This window comes from Vibrio harveyi, from assembly GCF_030060435.1.
Lineage (GTDB): Bacteria > Pseudomonadota > Gammaproteobacteria > Enterobacterales > Vibrionaceae > Vibrio > Vibrio harveyi.
The window spans coordinates 1,917,887-1,933,773 of record NZ_CP125876.1 but is presented as its reverse complement, the minus strand read 5'-3'; the positions used below and the strand labels follow the sequence as shown (position 1 = coordinate 1,933,773).

10 protein-coding genes are annotated in these 15,887 nt (G+C 45.1%); all 10 read left to right on the top strand.

The annotated features are described in order from the left end of the window. The first annotated feature begins 52 nt into the window (after positions 1–52). The 10 genes from QMY49_RS25190 to QMY49_RS25145 all read left to right on the top strand — a co-directional run bounded on the left by QMY49_RS25190 (position 53) and on the right by QMY49_RS25145 (position 15,885). Positions 53–2,173 (top strand): TonB-dependent receptor family protein, encoded by a 2,121-nt coding sequence (locus QMY49_RS25190; protein WP_239212275.1) that lies wholly within the window; start codon positions 53–55, stop codon positions 2,171–2,173. 86 nt (positions 2,174–2,259) lie between these two features. Beyond that, entirely contained in the window at positions 2,260–3,183 is a 924-nt protein-coding gene (locus QMY49_RS25185) for a Fe(3+) dicitrate ABC transporter substrate-binding protein (RefSeq protein ID WP_283315175.1), read from the top strand. Between the two features lie 56 nt (positions 3,184–3,239). After that, positions 3,240–4,214: a FecCD family ABC transporter permease gene (locus QMY49_RS25180; RefSeq protein ID WP_283316801.1), complete on the top strand. Its 975-nt coding sequence runs from the start codon at positions 3,240–3,242 to the stop codon at positions 4,212–4,214. Then, on the top strand, positions 4,214–5,185 hold the full coding sequence (locus tag QMY49_RS25175; protein WP_283315172.1) for a FecCD family ABC transporter permease: 972 nt from the start codon (positions 4,214–4,216) through the stop codon (positions 5,183–5,185). Before QMY49_RS25180 ends, QMY49_RS25175 begins: the two co-directional genes overlap by 1 nt. Positions 5,186–5,187: 2 nt before the next feature. Continuing rightward, positions 5,188–5,952 carry a Fe(3+) dicitrate ABC transporter ATP-binding protein FecE gene (gene fecE / locus QMY49_RS25170; protein WP_038898740.1) on the top strand — a complete coding sequence of 255 codons (765 nt, stop codon included), beginning with the start codon at positions 5,188–5,190 and terminating at the stop codon, positions 5,950–5,952. A gap of 237 nt (positions 5,953–6,189) precedes the next feature. Then, the gene (locus QMY49_RS25165) at positions 6,190–8,346 is read left to right on the top strand and encodes a TonB-dependent receptor plug domain-containing protein (protein WP_009696145.1); all 2,157 of its coding nucleotides are present in this window, start codon (positions 6,190–6,192) and stop codon (positions 8,344–8,346) included. After that, the gene (locus QMY49_RS25160; RefSeq protein ID WP_017819176.1) at positions 8,340–8,879 is read left to right on the top strand and encodes a YfiR family protein; all 540 of its coding nucleotides are present in this window, start codon (positions 8,340–8,342) and stop codon (positions 8,877–8,879) included. The genes QMY49_RS25165 and QMY49_RS25160 overlap by 7 nt, the downstream gene beginning before the upstream one ends. Then, on the top strand, positions 8,876–10,801 hold the full coding sequence (locus QMY49_RS25155; RefSeq protein WP_283315168.1) for a diguanylate cyclase domain-containing protein: 1,926 nt from the start codon (positions 8,876–8,878) through the stop codon (positions 10,799–10,801). Before QMY49_RS25160 ends, QMY49_RS25155 begins: the two co-directional genes overlap by 4 nt. A 280-nt stretch (positions 10,802–11,081) precedes the next feature. Further along, positions 11,082–14,738, top strand: coding sequence for an ATP-binding protein (locus QMY49_RS25150; protein ID WP_283315164.1), 3,657 nt, complete (start codon positions 11,082–11,084; stop codon positions 14,736–14,738). Further along, the gene (locus tag QMY49_RS25145; RefSeq protein WP_283315161.1) at positions 14,731–15,885 is read left to right on the top strand and encodes an EAL domain-containing response regulator; all 1,155 of its coding nucleotides are present in this window, start codon (positions 14,731–14,733) and stop codon (positions 15,883–15,885) included. Before QMY49_RS25150 ends, QMY49_RS25145 begins: the two co-directional genes overlap by 8 nt. The last annotated feature ends 2 nt before the right edge of the window (positions 15,886–15,887 follow it).

Below are 15,887 nucleotides of genomic sequence, written 5' to 3'. Positions count from 1 at the left end.
GTCAAAGCCGCTTTTTTCTCTTTGACCCTTACTTCTCTTAAAGGAGACCCCCATGCTTTACCAAAATATGGATGGTAACCCCCAAGCTAAGCTGCGTTTAAGTGTGCTTGCGACCGCGATTGCTTCTGTCACCTCCATGAATGCATTTGCTGCCTCTGAACCTCAAACCACTACGATGGAGACGGTTGTTGTCACTGCGAGTGTTATCGGCAATTCAGCAATAGAAGATGTAAAAGAATACCCAGGAGCACGTACGGTCCTGACGAGTGAGCAAATTGAAAAGACGGCCGCTCATTCAATCGATTCAGCGCTGCAAAGTGTACCTGGTATTAAGGTGCAAGATGAAACTGGCACCGGTGTACTGCCTAACATTTCGGTTCGAGGCTTAAAAGCAAGTCGCAGTGGTCATGCTCAGTTCTTGATGGATGGTGTCCCTCTTACGCTGGCGCCATATGGTCACACCGGACAATCCATTTTCCCAGCAACGTTATCCATGATTGATCGCATCGATATTGTACGTGGTGGTGCGGCTGTTCAATATGGTCCAAACAACGTGGGTGGCGTCATTAACTTGGTGACTAAACCGATTCCAAACACTTGGCAGACTGAAATAAGTAACCGCTTAACTGTGTTTGAAGGCGGCGATACGCCACTAAACGACTTCTATTTAAGAACGGGCGGGTGGTTAACGGATACGTTTGCAATTCAATTAGAAGGTAACTTTTTAAAAGGCGAAAGCTTCAGAGAACATTCTGATACAGACGTAAAAAACTTCCAAGTTAAAGCAAACTGGTTGTTGAGCGACACTCAAGAGTTGCAAGCATTCATTCAAAGGTATGATGCAGACACACAAATGCCCGGTGCCTTGTCGCCAGACGATTATAAAAAAGATCGCAACCAATCTAAGCGTCCTTACGATGAATATCAGGGGAAATCAACGCGTTGGAGTTTGAAATACATTCAAGACTTAAACATTGCGGACAGTGCAGAGCTGCAAGTTCAAGCCTTTGGTCACAACTCTGAGCGTTTCTTCCAGTGGGGCTTTAATGGCGCAGGTGGTCACTGGGCAGATCCAGCTTTGCCTTCAACTGATGTGCGTACTTCTCCACGAGAGTTCAAAGTATATGGAGTAGAACCTAAGCTCGCGATGCACTTTGGCGAAGGCAGTGCGGTGACGCAAAACTGGATCGTTGGTGCTCGCTATGTAAATGAAGACATCGACTACAAGCTGACTCAAACTCCAATTGCTGGCGGTGCGACGAAAGTACCTCGTGATTGGCATTTGGATACCGATGCGTTTGCTGGTTATATTAGCAATGAAGTAGGTCTGTTTAATGATGCGTTAAAAGTAACTCCGGGCATTCGCTACGAGTCTGTCGACATGACGTTTGATGACTTAGGAAAAGCACAGAGTACAGATAACAAAGTGACGGAATGGCTACCGGGTCTAACGGTCGCGTATAACCTGACTGAGCAATGGGTTGGTTATGCAAACGCTCAGAAATCGTTGCGCGCCCCTCAAATTGCATACATTCGAGGTTTAGGTAAAGAGGGCAGTGAGCTTGCGTGGAACTACGAGTTGGGTGCTCGTTATACACATGATTCAACCAGCTTTAACGCTGCTTTGTACCGCATTGACTTTAAAGACCAACTACAATGGCAAAGTGCAACCCAAACCTTTGAAAACATTGGTAAGACGCTTCACCAAGGTATTGAGCTATCGGCTCGTTACGTTCCTGAATCCGTACAAGCACTTAGCCTAGGTGCAAGCTACAACTACTTAGACGCAACGCTAGAAGAAGAGGGCGCAAATAAGGGCAATCAACTGCCTTATACGTCAAAACATCAGCTTAGCTGGGATGCTACCTACGCGTTCTCAAAAGTAGATACAACACTATCTGGCTACTACTTCAGTGACGCATATTCTGACAACGCAAATACAAGTGAAGAAGACGCGACGGGTGCGAAGGGTAAAGTACCGGCTTACATGGTTTGGAACTTCAACCTTGGTACTGATCTGTACAAGGATGACAAGGGTAAGCTACGTATGAATGTTGCTGTGAACAACTTGTTTGATGAGGACTACTATTTCCGAGGTATTGATACCAGCCCTGTTGGTCGATACCCGGCGCCGGGACGTTCTTACACCTTGGACCTGAATTACCAGTTCTAGCTCGTTATTGATTGATATTAACACAATTCAAAGTCGCCAATTTACGTTGGCGACTTTCACGATCTTAGTGTTGGGGATATAAAAACATGGAAAACGAATCTCGGTTTCTATCGATGAACTTACGGCTTGCTGCATTTCTCTTATTGTTCATAAGCGTTATGTCTTTTCCAAGTTCAGCAAAAACTCGTGTCGTAAAAGATGAACAAGGGACATTTAAATTAGAAAGCACACCTAAACGCGTTGTCGTTTTGGAGTTTTCTTTTGTGGATGCGTTAGCAGCAGTTGGTGTGTCACCCGTCGGTGTTGCAGATGACAACGATGCATCAAGAGTGATCACAGCAGTACGTGATTTAGTTCAGCCATGGCAATCTGTTGGTATGCGTTCTCAGCCGAGTTTAGAGGCTATCGCTGTGCTAAAACCGGATTTGATCATTGCGGATGCAGAGCGCCATCGCACGATCTATCAAGACCTCAATCGCATCGCACCCACGTTGCTGCTAAAAAGCCGTGGTGAAACGTATCATGAAAATCTAGAGTCTGCGCGTAAGATAGGAATCGCACTTAACAAGCAAAAAGCGATGAACAAGCGTATTCAATTGCATCAACAAACCATGGCTGAGTATAAGCGGCATTTTGCGCTTAAACAGACGGTACAGTTTGCGGTGGTGTCAGACAAAGGTATGTGGCTCCACAGCGCTAAATCCTATGCTGGTGGTGTTCTTAGCGAGCTAGGCATTACGAGCCCACTAGTGCAGGCTACGGAAAAAGCTTATCTGCCTGCGAGCTTTGAATTGCTATTAAAAACAAACCCGGATTGGTTGCTGATTGGTGCATACTCGCAACCAAACATCATTGATGAATGGAAAAAGAACCCGTTGTTCAAGTTGTTATCTTCAGCAAAAGCACAACATATTGTTGAAGTGTCACCGGAGCTTTGGTCTCTTAATCGAGGCATGCTAGCAGCAGAGAAAATGGCGCAGAACTTAGAACAGATTTTGGGTTCGTCATGAACAAAGCAACGATATTGAAAGAAAGCCCTCATCAGCTTCAAGTGCCATGGAAAGCGATGTTTGTTGTCGCTATTGTTTTGGCTTTGGTTCTGACAGGGTACGTAGCTTCAATGCTTGGTTGGTCAAACTTTTCACTCACACTCAATGATTTAGTGGGGTATTGGTTTTCATTTGATGAAACCAACATGAGCCATCAAATCCTTGCTACGTTACGTGCTCCGAGAGCGTTTGCTGGGTTAACAATTGGAGCTTGCCTCGCTGTTGCTGGCTTATTGATACAGGGTTTGACGCGCAACGCGTTGGCATCGCCCTCAATTTTAGGTATTAACGCTGGTGCAGCGTGTTTTATGGCGTTCGCTGCCATTGGCGTACCGATAGTCAGCGATATCAACCCAATTCTTAATGCTGTACTTGGCGCACTACTTAGTGGCGTTTCTGTAATGATGCTTGGTGGTTTTTTTTCTATTCGCTCGCATCCTCTGCGTTTGGTTTTAGCAGGTATAGCAGTTAGCGCTCTACTGCTTGGTCTTACCCGAGCGGCGCTTATTCTTGCGGATGACATGGCTTACAGTGTATTGCATTGGCTGACGGGGTCTTTAGCAAGTGTGGACGAGGAACAATGGAACCAACTGTGGCCGCCAGCATTGACTGGATTGGTTCTCGCAATGGGGTTGGCTCGCAATCTCAATTTACTGGCTCTTGGAGAAGAAGTCGCGGTTGGATTAGGTAGCAACATCCAGATGACTCGGCTCGTTACGGGCATCACTATTGTTTTATTGGCGGGAACGTGCGTTGCCATTGCGGGGCCTATTGGCTTTGTTGGTCTTCTTATTCCTCACTTAGTAAGACCAATAGTCGGTCATAACTATCATTTACTGATCCCATGCTCGGCACTGATTGGGGCGGCTCTGGTTGCTTGGTCTGATGCATTATCACGTGCCATCGCGTTTCCCACTGAAACACCGGTTGGCGTGCTTACTGCGTTGATTGGCACACCTTGTTTTATCCTTGTTGCGATGAGGAGGTCTTAATGCTTCATCAAACAAAACTGGCATTGTTGTTTGGGCTTGTTGCTTTGGCTGCTGTTGCGAGCTTATTAGTTGGAGCCGCTTCGCTTTCTGCTTCTCAAGTCATGACGCTCCTTGTTTCTTTTTCAAACGACGACTTTGTTATTCATCAATACCGCTTTCCTCGCACTTTACTCGCAATTGGCGTTGGAGCTGGGCTCGGGTTATCAGGATTATTAGTTCAAGGTGTGATTAGAAATCCGCTAGCTTCTCCGGACTTGATGGGAATTAGTGCAGGAGCGGGGTTAGCGGCAACGGCAAGTTTGGTATGGTTTCCTAATACCTCACTCAGTTGGCTACCTTTGATCGCAATGGCAGGAGGTCTATTTGCAGCAGGTTTCATTGCGATGCTGGCTTGGCGTTCAAAACCTACACCTGCAAGATTAGCGTTAATTGGTATCGCCGTTAGTGCTTTTCTCGCTAGTGGTATCGACTTCTTGTTGGTCACGCATCCCATTGAAATCAACACTGCAATGGTTTGGTTAACGGGTAGCCTTTGGGGGCGAAACTGGCAGCAAGTGCCTTTCATTTGGGGTGCGCTCTTATTGCTGATACCGATAGCGCTGTGGTTAGCGTGGAGATTAGATGTCATGGGGTTGGGTGAAGAAAGCGCAACTACTTTAGGGGCGAAGCCAACGCAGATCCAAGTGGTTGCTTTGTCAGCGGCGGTGCTTCTAGCCAGTATCAGTGTATCTGTTGCCGGCACGATTAGCTTCGTCGGACTATTAGCGCCACATTTGGCCCGTTTGTTGTTTGGGCATAACCATAAATTGTTGATTCCCGGATCTGCACTGGTTGGCGCATTACTGGTTACTTGTGCTGATGCCTTGGCTCGTGGGATTCAACCACCGATTGAATTACCTGCTGGAGTGCTTACGTCCGTTATCGGAGCGCCTTATTTTATTTTTCTTCTATATCGTTATCGAGGTTGGTAATCATGCTAAAGACGCAGAACCTTTCCGTCGCCTATGGCAAAAATACAATCATTCCGAATTTGTCAGTCTCAATACCAAAAGGGAAAATTACCGCGTTGATAGGACCAAACGGCTGCGGTAAATCGACGTTATTGAAGACATTAGTAAGGATTAACAAACCTTTATCTGGTGATGTCTTTTTTAATGAAAAAACGTTGTCGAGTTATGGAGATAAACGCCTAGCTCGCTCGTTATCACTGTTGCCCCAAATCTTAGTAAGCCCAGAAGGAATCACAGTAAGAAAACTGGTTGAGTACGGCCGTTCTCCCTATTTGTCCCATTGGGGAAGGTTAGGGAAGGATGATAAAACGATTGTGGAACAAGCAATGCATGATACAGGCGTATTCGAATTTGCCGATAAACCGGTTGAATCATTATCCGGCGGGCAACGTCAAAGAGCATGGATTGCTATGGTCATGGCACAAGATACAGAGGTCGTGATGTTAGATGAACCTACCACCTACCTTGATATGTCGCATCAAGTCGAGTTGATGAATTTGATGCAACAAATGAATGCCAATGGAAAAACCGTGGTGGTTGTCTTGCATGATCTTAACCAAGCATGCCGTTACTGCGACCATCTCATTGTCCTTGAACAAGGTCAACTTATTGCAGAGGGGTCACCGGATGAAGTGTTTACTGAGTCATTACTTGATGAGGTTTTTGACCTGAAAGCGAAAGTATTCCGTGACCCGATTTCTGATACTCCGATGTGTGTTGCTGTCTAATAGACGCAAGATAACTTGCCCTTCAACAGTGACCAATTATTGGTTGCTGTTGATTGAAAACTGCTACAAGTTTAATCGTTTCGATAAAAATTACTCAGCGTAAAATAAGGTGGTTTAAAATGAACCGATAGGGTGCTAATGGTACACTGTACTCATATAAATACATTGTCATTTAGCGTTTGAACCACTCCCCCCGCTAATTAGCTAACCAAGCGTTCAAACGTTGAGAAATACCTTATGCGTTTGTCGTTCAGCTTCGTTTTTGCTTCTTCATTTGGCGTTGTTACGCCTGTGTTTGCCAACTATGACCTCGATTCTCTGTTGGAGATGCCTTTGTGCTCTCTAGCGGAAACCAAAGTGGTCTCAGCTACTCGTACCTCTCAGTCTTTGGCGGATACGCCAGCGTCTGTTTATGTTATCACCGCTAAAGAGATCAAGCGCTCAGGAGCTCGCTCTGTCGCTGATGCGTTATCTTTGGCACCCGGTCTTCATGTCGCTAAATATTCTAACTATGATTGGGGCGTGACGGTTCGAGGCAATAACGAAACGCTCAACAATAAAATGTTGGTGATGGTCGATGGACGTAGCGTGTTCAACCCGATGTCGTCTGGTGTGGATTGGGATCTCATTCCAGTCAGTATGGACAGCATTGCTCAAATCGAGATTGTACTCGGTCCTGTTGGGACGGTTTGGGGGGGAAATGCCGTCACTGGGGTAATTAACGTTATTACAAAAGAAGCAGAGGGCTCACCAAAAGGGCAGCTAGCCGCCAGCTTCGGCAACTACGACTATCGTGAGTATCAACTTCATCATGCTGGTGCAGTTGGTGAGTATGCCAATTACAGTCTGTATGGTGAATTTGTAGACCATATGCCTTGGACCAGTGAAGAGGCTAGGGTACAACCGTTTCAACATTTCAATGTATATACCGAGCGTTTTGGTGGGCGTTTGGATTACCAGAAGCGTGAACACACCCTAAGTGTCCAAGCCGGCGGTATTCGTTCTCGTGAAGATTACAACTGGGGTAATTATCAGCCGCATATGATCATGCCGGGCTCTGAACCCATGCGTACCTACGAAACAGAAATGACGATGCAGGAGTATTTCGTCGGCGGTCATCATATTTTCGATCGTGCCAATGGTGATAGCTGGGAAAACGAAGTCTGGTTTACGTACAGTTCCAATGATAGCACTCATGCCAACGCGCAGTTTTTTCGAACCGACTTAGACTCTCACTATACCTTTTCCGATCTTTGGGGAACGGAGTTTACCATTGGTGGAAACATTCGCCTTATTGACGAAAAGTTCGGTACGTTTTCAAAGTATGATGAACTCACCATGCCATATTTGCGCGTGGCAGAAGATCCTGATTTCTTAAATCAATCTTATGGTCTATACGCAAACTGGAGTGTGCCACTGACGGACAGAACCAAATTAACCCTTGGTAGTCGATGGCAATATAACAACCTCACTCATGATATCGACCCACAACCCCAAGTCCGCTTGAGCTATGAGCTTGCCGATAACCAAAGGATTTGGGCTGGCTGGGGTAAAGCAATCGTAACCCCATCGCGTTTGGAGCTGAGTACCTACATGCGTGAAAATCAGTACATGCAACATGTGCTATTTAGCAATAACCAATATTACGATTATTACTACAGTGTGCTTCTCGAAGGAAATGAAGATTTAGATGTAGAGTCAGTCTCGACTTATGAAGTGGGCTATCGTCTTTGGGATGACAATGCATTGCAATTTAGCGTGGGAGGTTTCTATACCCGCCATGAGAATATTCGAGTTTATAAGACAGAATCTGCTACTCAGAACATCATCACGGGTGGTTCTTCTCCAGGTACGGTTGGCACCGTTGTGGAGCAATATACCTCCACGCTGGTTGATCCTATTTGGAGTGAAAGCTTTGGTGGTGAAGTTGCGGTCAAATGGCAGCCCCGAGATGATGTACAGATCAATGCTAACTACAGTTACAAACGCATTGTTGGTCATTGTGAAGGTGATATTTGTGGTACAAACAATGCGGTAAAACGCAGTATCGAAAACGAGCCAAATCATTTTGTGAACGCGCAAGTGATGTGGGATATCACAGCTCAATGGTGGGTGAGTGTCAGTGGGCAATATGTGTCTGAATCCAAGTTGCATAAAGACTACGAGTCTGCACTAAACCCAATCAACGTGGCGAACAAAGATTATAACTGGCCCGAAGTCGTGTCTTTTGATGCATCCATTAGCTGGCAGTATAACGACTGCCTGCCAGAGATCACTGCATCAGTTGAGAATTTAGGCGCTGACCAGAGCAAAGAGTTTCCAACTAACTACAGCTCTTTTGCTAATGGCACTCAATATTGGCTAACGCTAGATTGGAATTACGCCAAATGGTAAAACGAACAGAAAAGGTTGTCGTCGTTAAATGGCTGATAGCTTTTTGGGCGCTGCTTAGTGCAACATTTGCGTTTGCTCACTACGAAGATGCGGATTTAAAAGCCGTGTATTTGTATCGTTTTGCCCTGTTGGCGGATTGGGTGGCGACGGGCGAACCTGTTGCTCCTGTAGAATATTGCGTATCTGAAAATGACTCGGTCGCAGAGCACCTCCAACGGATCGTCGCACGCAAACCTCAATTGTCACGGTTTTATGATTTATCCAAAGGCGAGACGCCAAGTTCTTGCCATATTTTATATCTAACTCAGGCGGATAGTTCAAAAATAGCCACCAGACGAAAACAGTTTCCCCATTCACTCTTAATTGGTGACGGAGATAAGTTTATTAAAAAAGGCGGTATGGTGGCATTTGTGAAAGAGAACAACCGCATCCGGCCCATGATATCTCGCAGCCACATTGCTCCAACAAAAGTCCAACTACGCGCGCAATTGTTGAGTATTTCTATCTTAGCTGAAGATGAGGTGGCTCCATGATCCGTTCTCGCCTTGCTCGGCTGCCTTTGCGCCACAAAATGATGCTTCCAACATGGTTGATGATAACTTTGATCGTGATTGGTTTAGGCACCTTAGCCATACAATACTTGGTGATTGCGCAAGAGAGTGCTTTAGATCGCCGAATCAATATCCTTGGTCAAGGCGTGGCAAATACACTTCAAGCATCCCTGATGTTTGACGATGCGTATTCTGCAAAAGAGCAATTGATTAACTTAAGCTTTGACCCAGATATTATTTCTGCTGTGGTGATCAACCAACACGACCAAACCATCGCTTCTATTGAAGATTTACCAAAAGAGTGTGCTTGGCATGGTCGTGAATTGTTGTGCGCTAATCAAAGCGTAGTCATGCGCCACAATGATGTATTGTTAGGAGGGGAGAAGCTCGGTGCACTTGAGATTTGGGTTTCGCTTGAAAGCTTGCTAATTCATGAACGTAAAATGTGGTTATCCTTGGGTGTGATTGTCCTGTTACTCTCAATCTGTGCTTGGGCATTAGCCAAATTATTGCATTCATTAATTTCGCTTCCTTTGTTGTCTTTACATCGCTCAGTTGAACATATGGGGCGGGTCGGTGTTATTCGCAAAGCATTACCGGTTTATCATCAAGATGAAGTGGGGAAACTGACCGAGTGTTTTAACGAAATGACAATGAGCCTTGCTGAGCGAGAATCTCAAGTGGCTCAAGTATTGAAACGAGTTGAAGACAAAAACCGTTATATTCGAAGCGCGCTCGATGCGATGCAACGTTGCGTTCTTGTTGTATCGTCGAATGAGCAAGTAACCTATTTCAACCCAGTGGCAGAAAGCGAACTTCGTGGCATAGAAGTGAACTCCAATGCCCGCAATTTGTTGATGAACTACTTTGAGCCTCAGCTAAAAATCGAGCGCATTATGTTTGCTATTGACACGCATACTACGGTAGAAGGAATCGAGGTACGCAGTGTCGATAAAACTAAGCGCTACCTTATTTCTTGCAACCCGATGGATACTGAAAAGAGCAGTCTGATTCAGCTTCGAGATATCACGGAGCACGCGCTGTCAGAACAAAGACGCAAACTTTTGGATTTGATGTTTGACCAAAACCAAGACGCTATTTTAGTACTCGATCGTGCTTTGAATATTAAGACGCAGAACAACTCAGCGACGCAGTGGTTTGGTGAAGTGGATGCGCTTAAAACACTGGAATTGCTTTCTCCATTTGAAGCAACAAAAGCGATCAAGTTACGCTTATTAAAAACAGGACATTACAAAACGCATGTGGAGCTGAAAAACCAGCAAGGTCGGGTGATACCATGTGAGTTGAAAGTGCGAGTATTAAAAAGTGAAACGGGCAGAGCTGAAGCCTTTGTGGTTTCCTTTACTGATTTGACGATAGATATTGAACTCAAACGTCTCAATTATCAGGCAAACCATGATCCCCTGACCGGTCTTGCCAACCGTGCTAAAGCGGTTCGTCGACTCCAAGAGAAGCATGATGTTGGCGCATCACAACACATCTTATTTGTGGACTTGGATGGTTTTAAGGCCGTTAATGACCAATATGGACATGCAGTTGGAGACCAATTGTTGAAGGTCGTGGCGCAACGATTAATGAACTGTGTCGCACGACGCGATCTGGTTTCGCGCTTGGCAGGAGATGAGTTTTTGATTGGGGTCCGTGATGCGTCGAGCAGTGAGCCTATTGCTAGGAGGATCATCGAGAGCCTCGAAAAACCGTTTCTTCTGGGAGACGTGACGTGTGAAGTTTCTGCAAGCATAGGTATCAGTTATTGGTCTCGTGAAGACTCTGCGACGTTAGATGAAAAGATCAACGAAGCGGATGTTGCGATGTATTTAGCGAAAAAAGGGGGGAAAAACCGGTACCACAGCGGCGCTGAAACGGTTTGTTTACTTGATTGACGGAAAACCATGTCCTTGGGCATGGTTTTTATATTACGCAATTTGTTGAACATACGATAAACGTTGAGCTGTTTAGTTGTTGAACAGCACATTTCAGTTTAATGATGGGATATCCTACCCAAATATGTTGTAGTCCAAGGTGGATAATCTTGTCAGAATGTCCTGACTAAAATCAAAAAAATGCTTTTATAACAATGAAGTAAACACAATTCAAAAATTATCGAAGTTTGACATTTATGCTGTGCAAATTAGTCTGATCTCCCAAGTTGTGGAAGTCGTTATGTTCAGCATTTTAAGAAAAACCGTCATACTTTTTGTCGCATTTATCGGCACAACCTCTCCGTCATATTCCTTTGCTAGCGATGAGTCTAGTGAAACCGTGCTTGTCGGTGTGATAGCGCTACGCTCAGAAGATCCAGAAATCGGCAACAAAATTGGCACTTATTATGGGATCAACCTCGATTACCTGACTAACATCGCCAAAGTGCTCAATCTTGAACTTGAGTTACGTTCATACAATACGATTCCAGAACTGTTCGCTGATATTGAGAATGGCACAATAGACGGTGCTGTTGGTTTTAGTAAGTCGCCGGACAGAGAATCTCGCTTTATCTTCTCGGATGCTTTTTTCTCTAGCACCATCGCGGTTTGGTATCGTGAAGACAGCTATTACCAACGTGATCCGCGAGAACTCCAATGGGTTTGTGTTATCGGCACCGTTTACTGTGAATACCTCGAAGACATGGGGGCGACGAAAGTCCGCACAGTGGAAAGTCGCCTTAAAGCCTTTGAAGAAGTCAGAGGCGGTCGCGCAAACGCTTTGATCTCAAGTTACGTTGCTATCAACCAATATTTAGACGAGAACGACATTGTCAATGGTGCGGTTGATATTCCCAGTTGGCTGAATGAAGAAGAATCGAGATTTATAGCTTCCAAATCAAACCAAGCGCTTGTTGACCGTATTAACAAAATTTTAAGCTGGGAACGCAATGGTAAAAACATTCGCTCGGTTGCGTCTACGAACCCATATCATGTCAACGACAAACTGCTGGTGGAATACCGAAGAGATTTAGAAAACAAGCAAATCATTACCTACAGCAGCAGTGAAGAAGCGTTTCCTTTCTTATTTAGAAACCCTCACACCGATGAGTTGGACGGATTTCTGCCTGATTTTATCGATTTGATCCAGTCTCGCACTGGCTTGAAGTTCGAATATCAAAAGCCTAGCAGCAGCTTAAACAGTGGATTGACGGCGTTCAATGCCGACTTAGTTCCTGTGGCTTATGTAGAGAATCCACCCTTATCAGATTGGTTAGTCACCAAGCCGTTCATGCACAACAACTTTGTTGCAATAGAAGCATTGGACCCGAAAGAGCATCCCGCACACGACGCGCGATCTGGCATTCTAATGAGTTTAAAAAAACAAGGTTTGGTCAATCTCGACTCATGGAAGGAAGAGCGCTTTACTCGCTATGAAGACCTTAGGCAACTGTTGACTGATCTCAAACAGGGCAAGATTGAAGTTGCGTATATCCCTGATGACATCGTGCATAGCATGATCGCGCAGGACAACATTGATGGGTTGCTGATCAGTGAAAAAGATACGCTGACCTTGTCGATTGCTTTTGCGGTAGCGGACCATAACACCAAGCTAAAGAAAATACTCGACAGCATCATTGATACCATTGATGCAAAAGAGATAGAAAAGCTTAATAGAACTTACCGAAACTTCAATCTCGTCTACGGTTACGATGAAGAACATATCTTCACCATGATACTGATTGTTGTGGTTGTGTTTGTGATCCTCTTGGCGGTTGCGTATTTCGTGTTGGCGCACCTTAAACTCAAAGTCAATTTGGCAGAGCTAAACGCAACGAATGAGGAGAAAGAGAAGCAGTGGTTGATGGAGATTATTCAAGAAATCAACAGCATTGTTTTTATTCATGGCGAAGATAACCAAATTCAAATGAGCAATTGCTCTTTATATAAAAACCATCGTTGCAAAGGCTGCACGATTCAAAGTCGAAAAAGTGCCAAACCTTTGGTCGACAATGTGATCGAATTGCGTCAGGTGATTGCAGGTAAACGCATCGCAGATATAACAGCATCCAATGGCTGTAAGCTTGGTATTCAGCATGTTTACCGAGAACGTAAAGCCATTCTTTCTCCAAGTAGCAAAAAGAAATTTGTCCTGACCGTACTTCAAGATATCACTGAGCAAAAAGAGCGAGAGTTTGCGTTAATTGATGCGCAAGAAAAAGCGCAAACTGCGGTTCGTTCTCGAGAGAATTTCTTGGCAACCATGAGCCATGAGTTAAGAACACCACTTTCCGCTGCGCATGGTCTACTCGACTTGTTAGACCGTCAGACCAGCAGTGAGGGGAGTAAAGAGCTTATCACCCAAGCGATGCGCTCACTAAACCACTTGAACCTGCTGGTGGACGAAGTCCTTGATTATTCCAAGCTAGAAGCTGGTCAGCTGAAAGTGACGCCAGTAAAAACTCATGCTGTAAACACCTTGTGTGACGTGATTCGTAGCTTTGAACCAAAAGCGTCCAGTAAAGGGTTAGAGTATCGAGTGACCTTCAAACCCTTCTTAAATCCATGGTTGAAAGTGGACGCAGTGCGCTTAGTCCAAATCGCGACCAATCTACTCTCCAATGCCGTTAAGTTTACCAACGAAGGAGAAATCAGCGTCAGCATTGCCGTTCATGAAGGGCGATTGATCTTAAAAATCGCGGACACAGGTATCGGTATGACGGAAACGCAACTCGAAGGTATTTTGCAGCCGTTTGTTCAAGCAGATGACACCATTACGCGCAAGTACGGAGGAACAGGGCTTGGCTTGAGTATTGTCGACCGTCTCGTGGACTGTATGGGAGGGGAGTTATGTATTAATTCCCAGTTCGGTCTTGGCACCACGATGGTTGTGAAGTTGCCTATTACCTTCTGTGAACCAGAGCCTCAAGCGGCACTGTCTTATACATTTTCACCGATGTTGCCTGCCAATGTCCGTGATTGGTGCCTTGCGTGGGGGATGGCGTCGACAGATGTGAAGCCAAATTTGGTGGGGCAGTTTTCACCGCAAGGGAAATACCAAGGACTAAACCTTGATTGTGGTAGTAAAGGAAGCTGCGAGTTAACGCCGTCAGAAGCCAAGTATCCAGATACCTTACTGGCGTTGCTGCGTCAAGATTGCACCTTAAAGCCGACAGCTGAAACAGAAGACACGAATAGCAATCTTGATTGGAAGCACGGAACTGTTTTGGTCGCAGAAGATAACCCGATCAACCAAAGCGTGATCACGATGCAACTGCGAGAACTTGGCATTGAGCCTGTCATCGTAAGTAATGGTCTTGAAGCATGGCAATACGTGAATCGCGATCATCAGGTGGCGTTGGTTCTTACGGATTTTCACATGCCCGAAATGGACGGTTTTGAGTTGGTGAAGAAGCTCAAAGCAGCACCAGAGCTGGCTTCAATTCCTGTTATTGGTGTCACCGCGGAAGACTCTCGCTTAGCAAACGAACGGGCTAAACACATTGGCATCGATGACATTCTTTATAAACCTTATGACCTTGAAAAGTTAAGGTCAAAACTGCTGCCGTTCTTAGGGCAAGAGAAAATGGCACAGTGGCCAGAATGGATTGAGAAATTTAGAAAGCAAGACGCTAAGGAGATAGCCAACGTTTTTAAAAGATCAATGACGCACGATGTGGCAAACCTAAAAGCTGCGAAAAGCAAACAAGATAAAAAACGCATTATTCACGGTATAAAAGGCGCGCTTGGCGCCATTGGAGTAACCATTTTAGCGGAGTTATGCATTGAAGCAGAGAGGGCCAATGATGGTGAGTTTGAAGCTCATGTCACCGACCTTATTGAGCGCATAGAACAAGAAATCAACCTTGCAGAACATTGGATTAAAGCACATGAATAAAGATCTTAAAGCGATGGTGATTGATGACCATCCACTGCAAATCACTTTGCTAAAGCAAATGTTATCTCGGCATGGGGTTGACGTCTCGACATTCGATAATGTTGATAGCGCGATTCAGCACGTCAAAACATCGGACGTGGACATTATTTTTTGTGATTTGCAGATGCCGAATAAAGATGGTGTCGACATGATGATGATGCTCAACCAAATCGGCTACCAGGGAAAGGTTGTGTTAGTCAGCGCGATGGAACTGATGATTGTCGCCACCGTTAGAGCGATGTGCGAATCGTTCAGTTTCGAGGTTCTCGGTAAACTTCTGAAACCTTACGATGAAGAGCAAGTGGTCGCAATGCTCAACAAGTCGGGTGTTCAACCACCGAAATTCACTTCATTTCAGCAACAAGTTTGCGTGCAAGACCAAGAGTTTTTGTTTGCTTTGGCTGAGGGGCGAGTTAAAAACTACTACCAGCCACTAGCGGACGCAAACACGGGAGAGATCATAGGTTATGAAGCCTTAGCGCGTTGGTTTCATCCCATTTACGGCGTTTTAGCTCCTTACAACTTCCTTTCTATTGTGAAGCGCTGCCATTTATCTGCGGAGTTGTTTGATGCGGTGTTTAGTAATGCGTTATACGACATGAAGAACCGTGGGCTGAGGTTACATGTTTCACTGAATGTTGATCATGACAACTTAGAAGATCCGGAATTTGCGACTCGCTTTATCGAACGTTGCCGTGAGCATGGCATCAGTCCAGATCAGTTTACGATAGAAATTACTGAGCGAGACACGTTTGAGACCAACGCCGCACTTTACAAGAACCTACTTAAATTCCGAATGAGTGGAGTAACCGTCAGCATTGATGATTTTGGTACGGGATCATCATCGTTGGAAAAGCTCGCTCAACTGCCTTTTAACGAACTGAAAATAGACCGATCTTTCATTCAAGGTTTGGTCAATGACCCTAAAAAGAAAAACATAGTATTAGCCATCTGTGCACTCGCAAAAAGCTTAAACATTAGTGTTGTCGCAGAGGGGGTGGAAGACGAACCGACGCTAAACGCGATGCGCCAATACACGGTTGACGTATGTCAGGGCTATTACATCGATAAACCAATGCCATTAGAAGCAATAACGATACTGAAATAAAA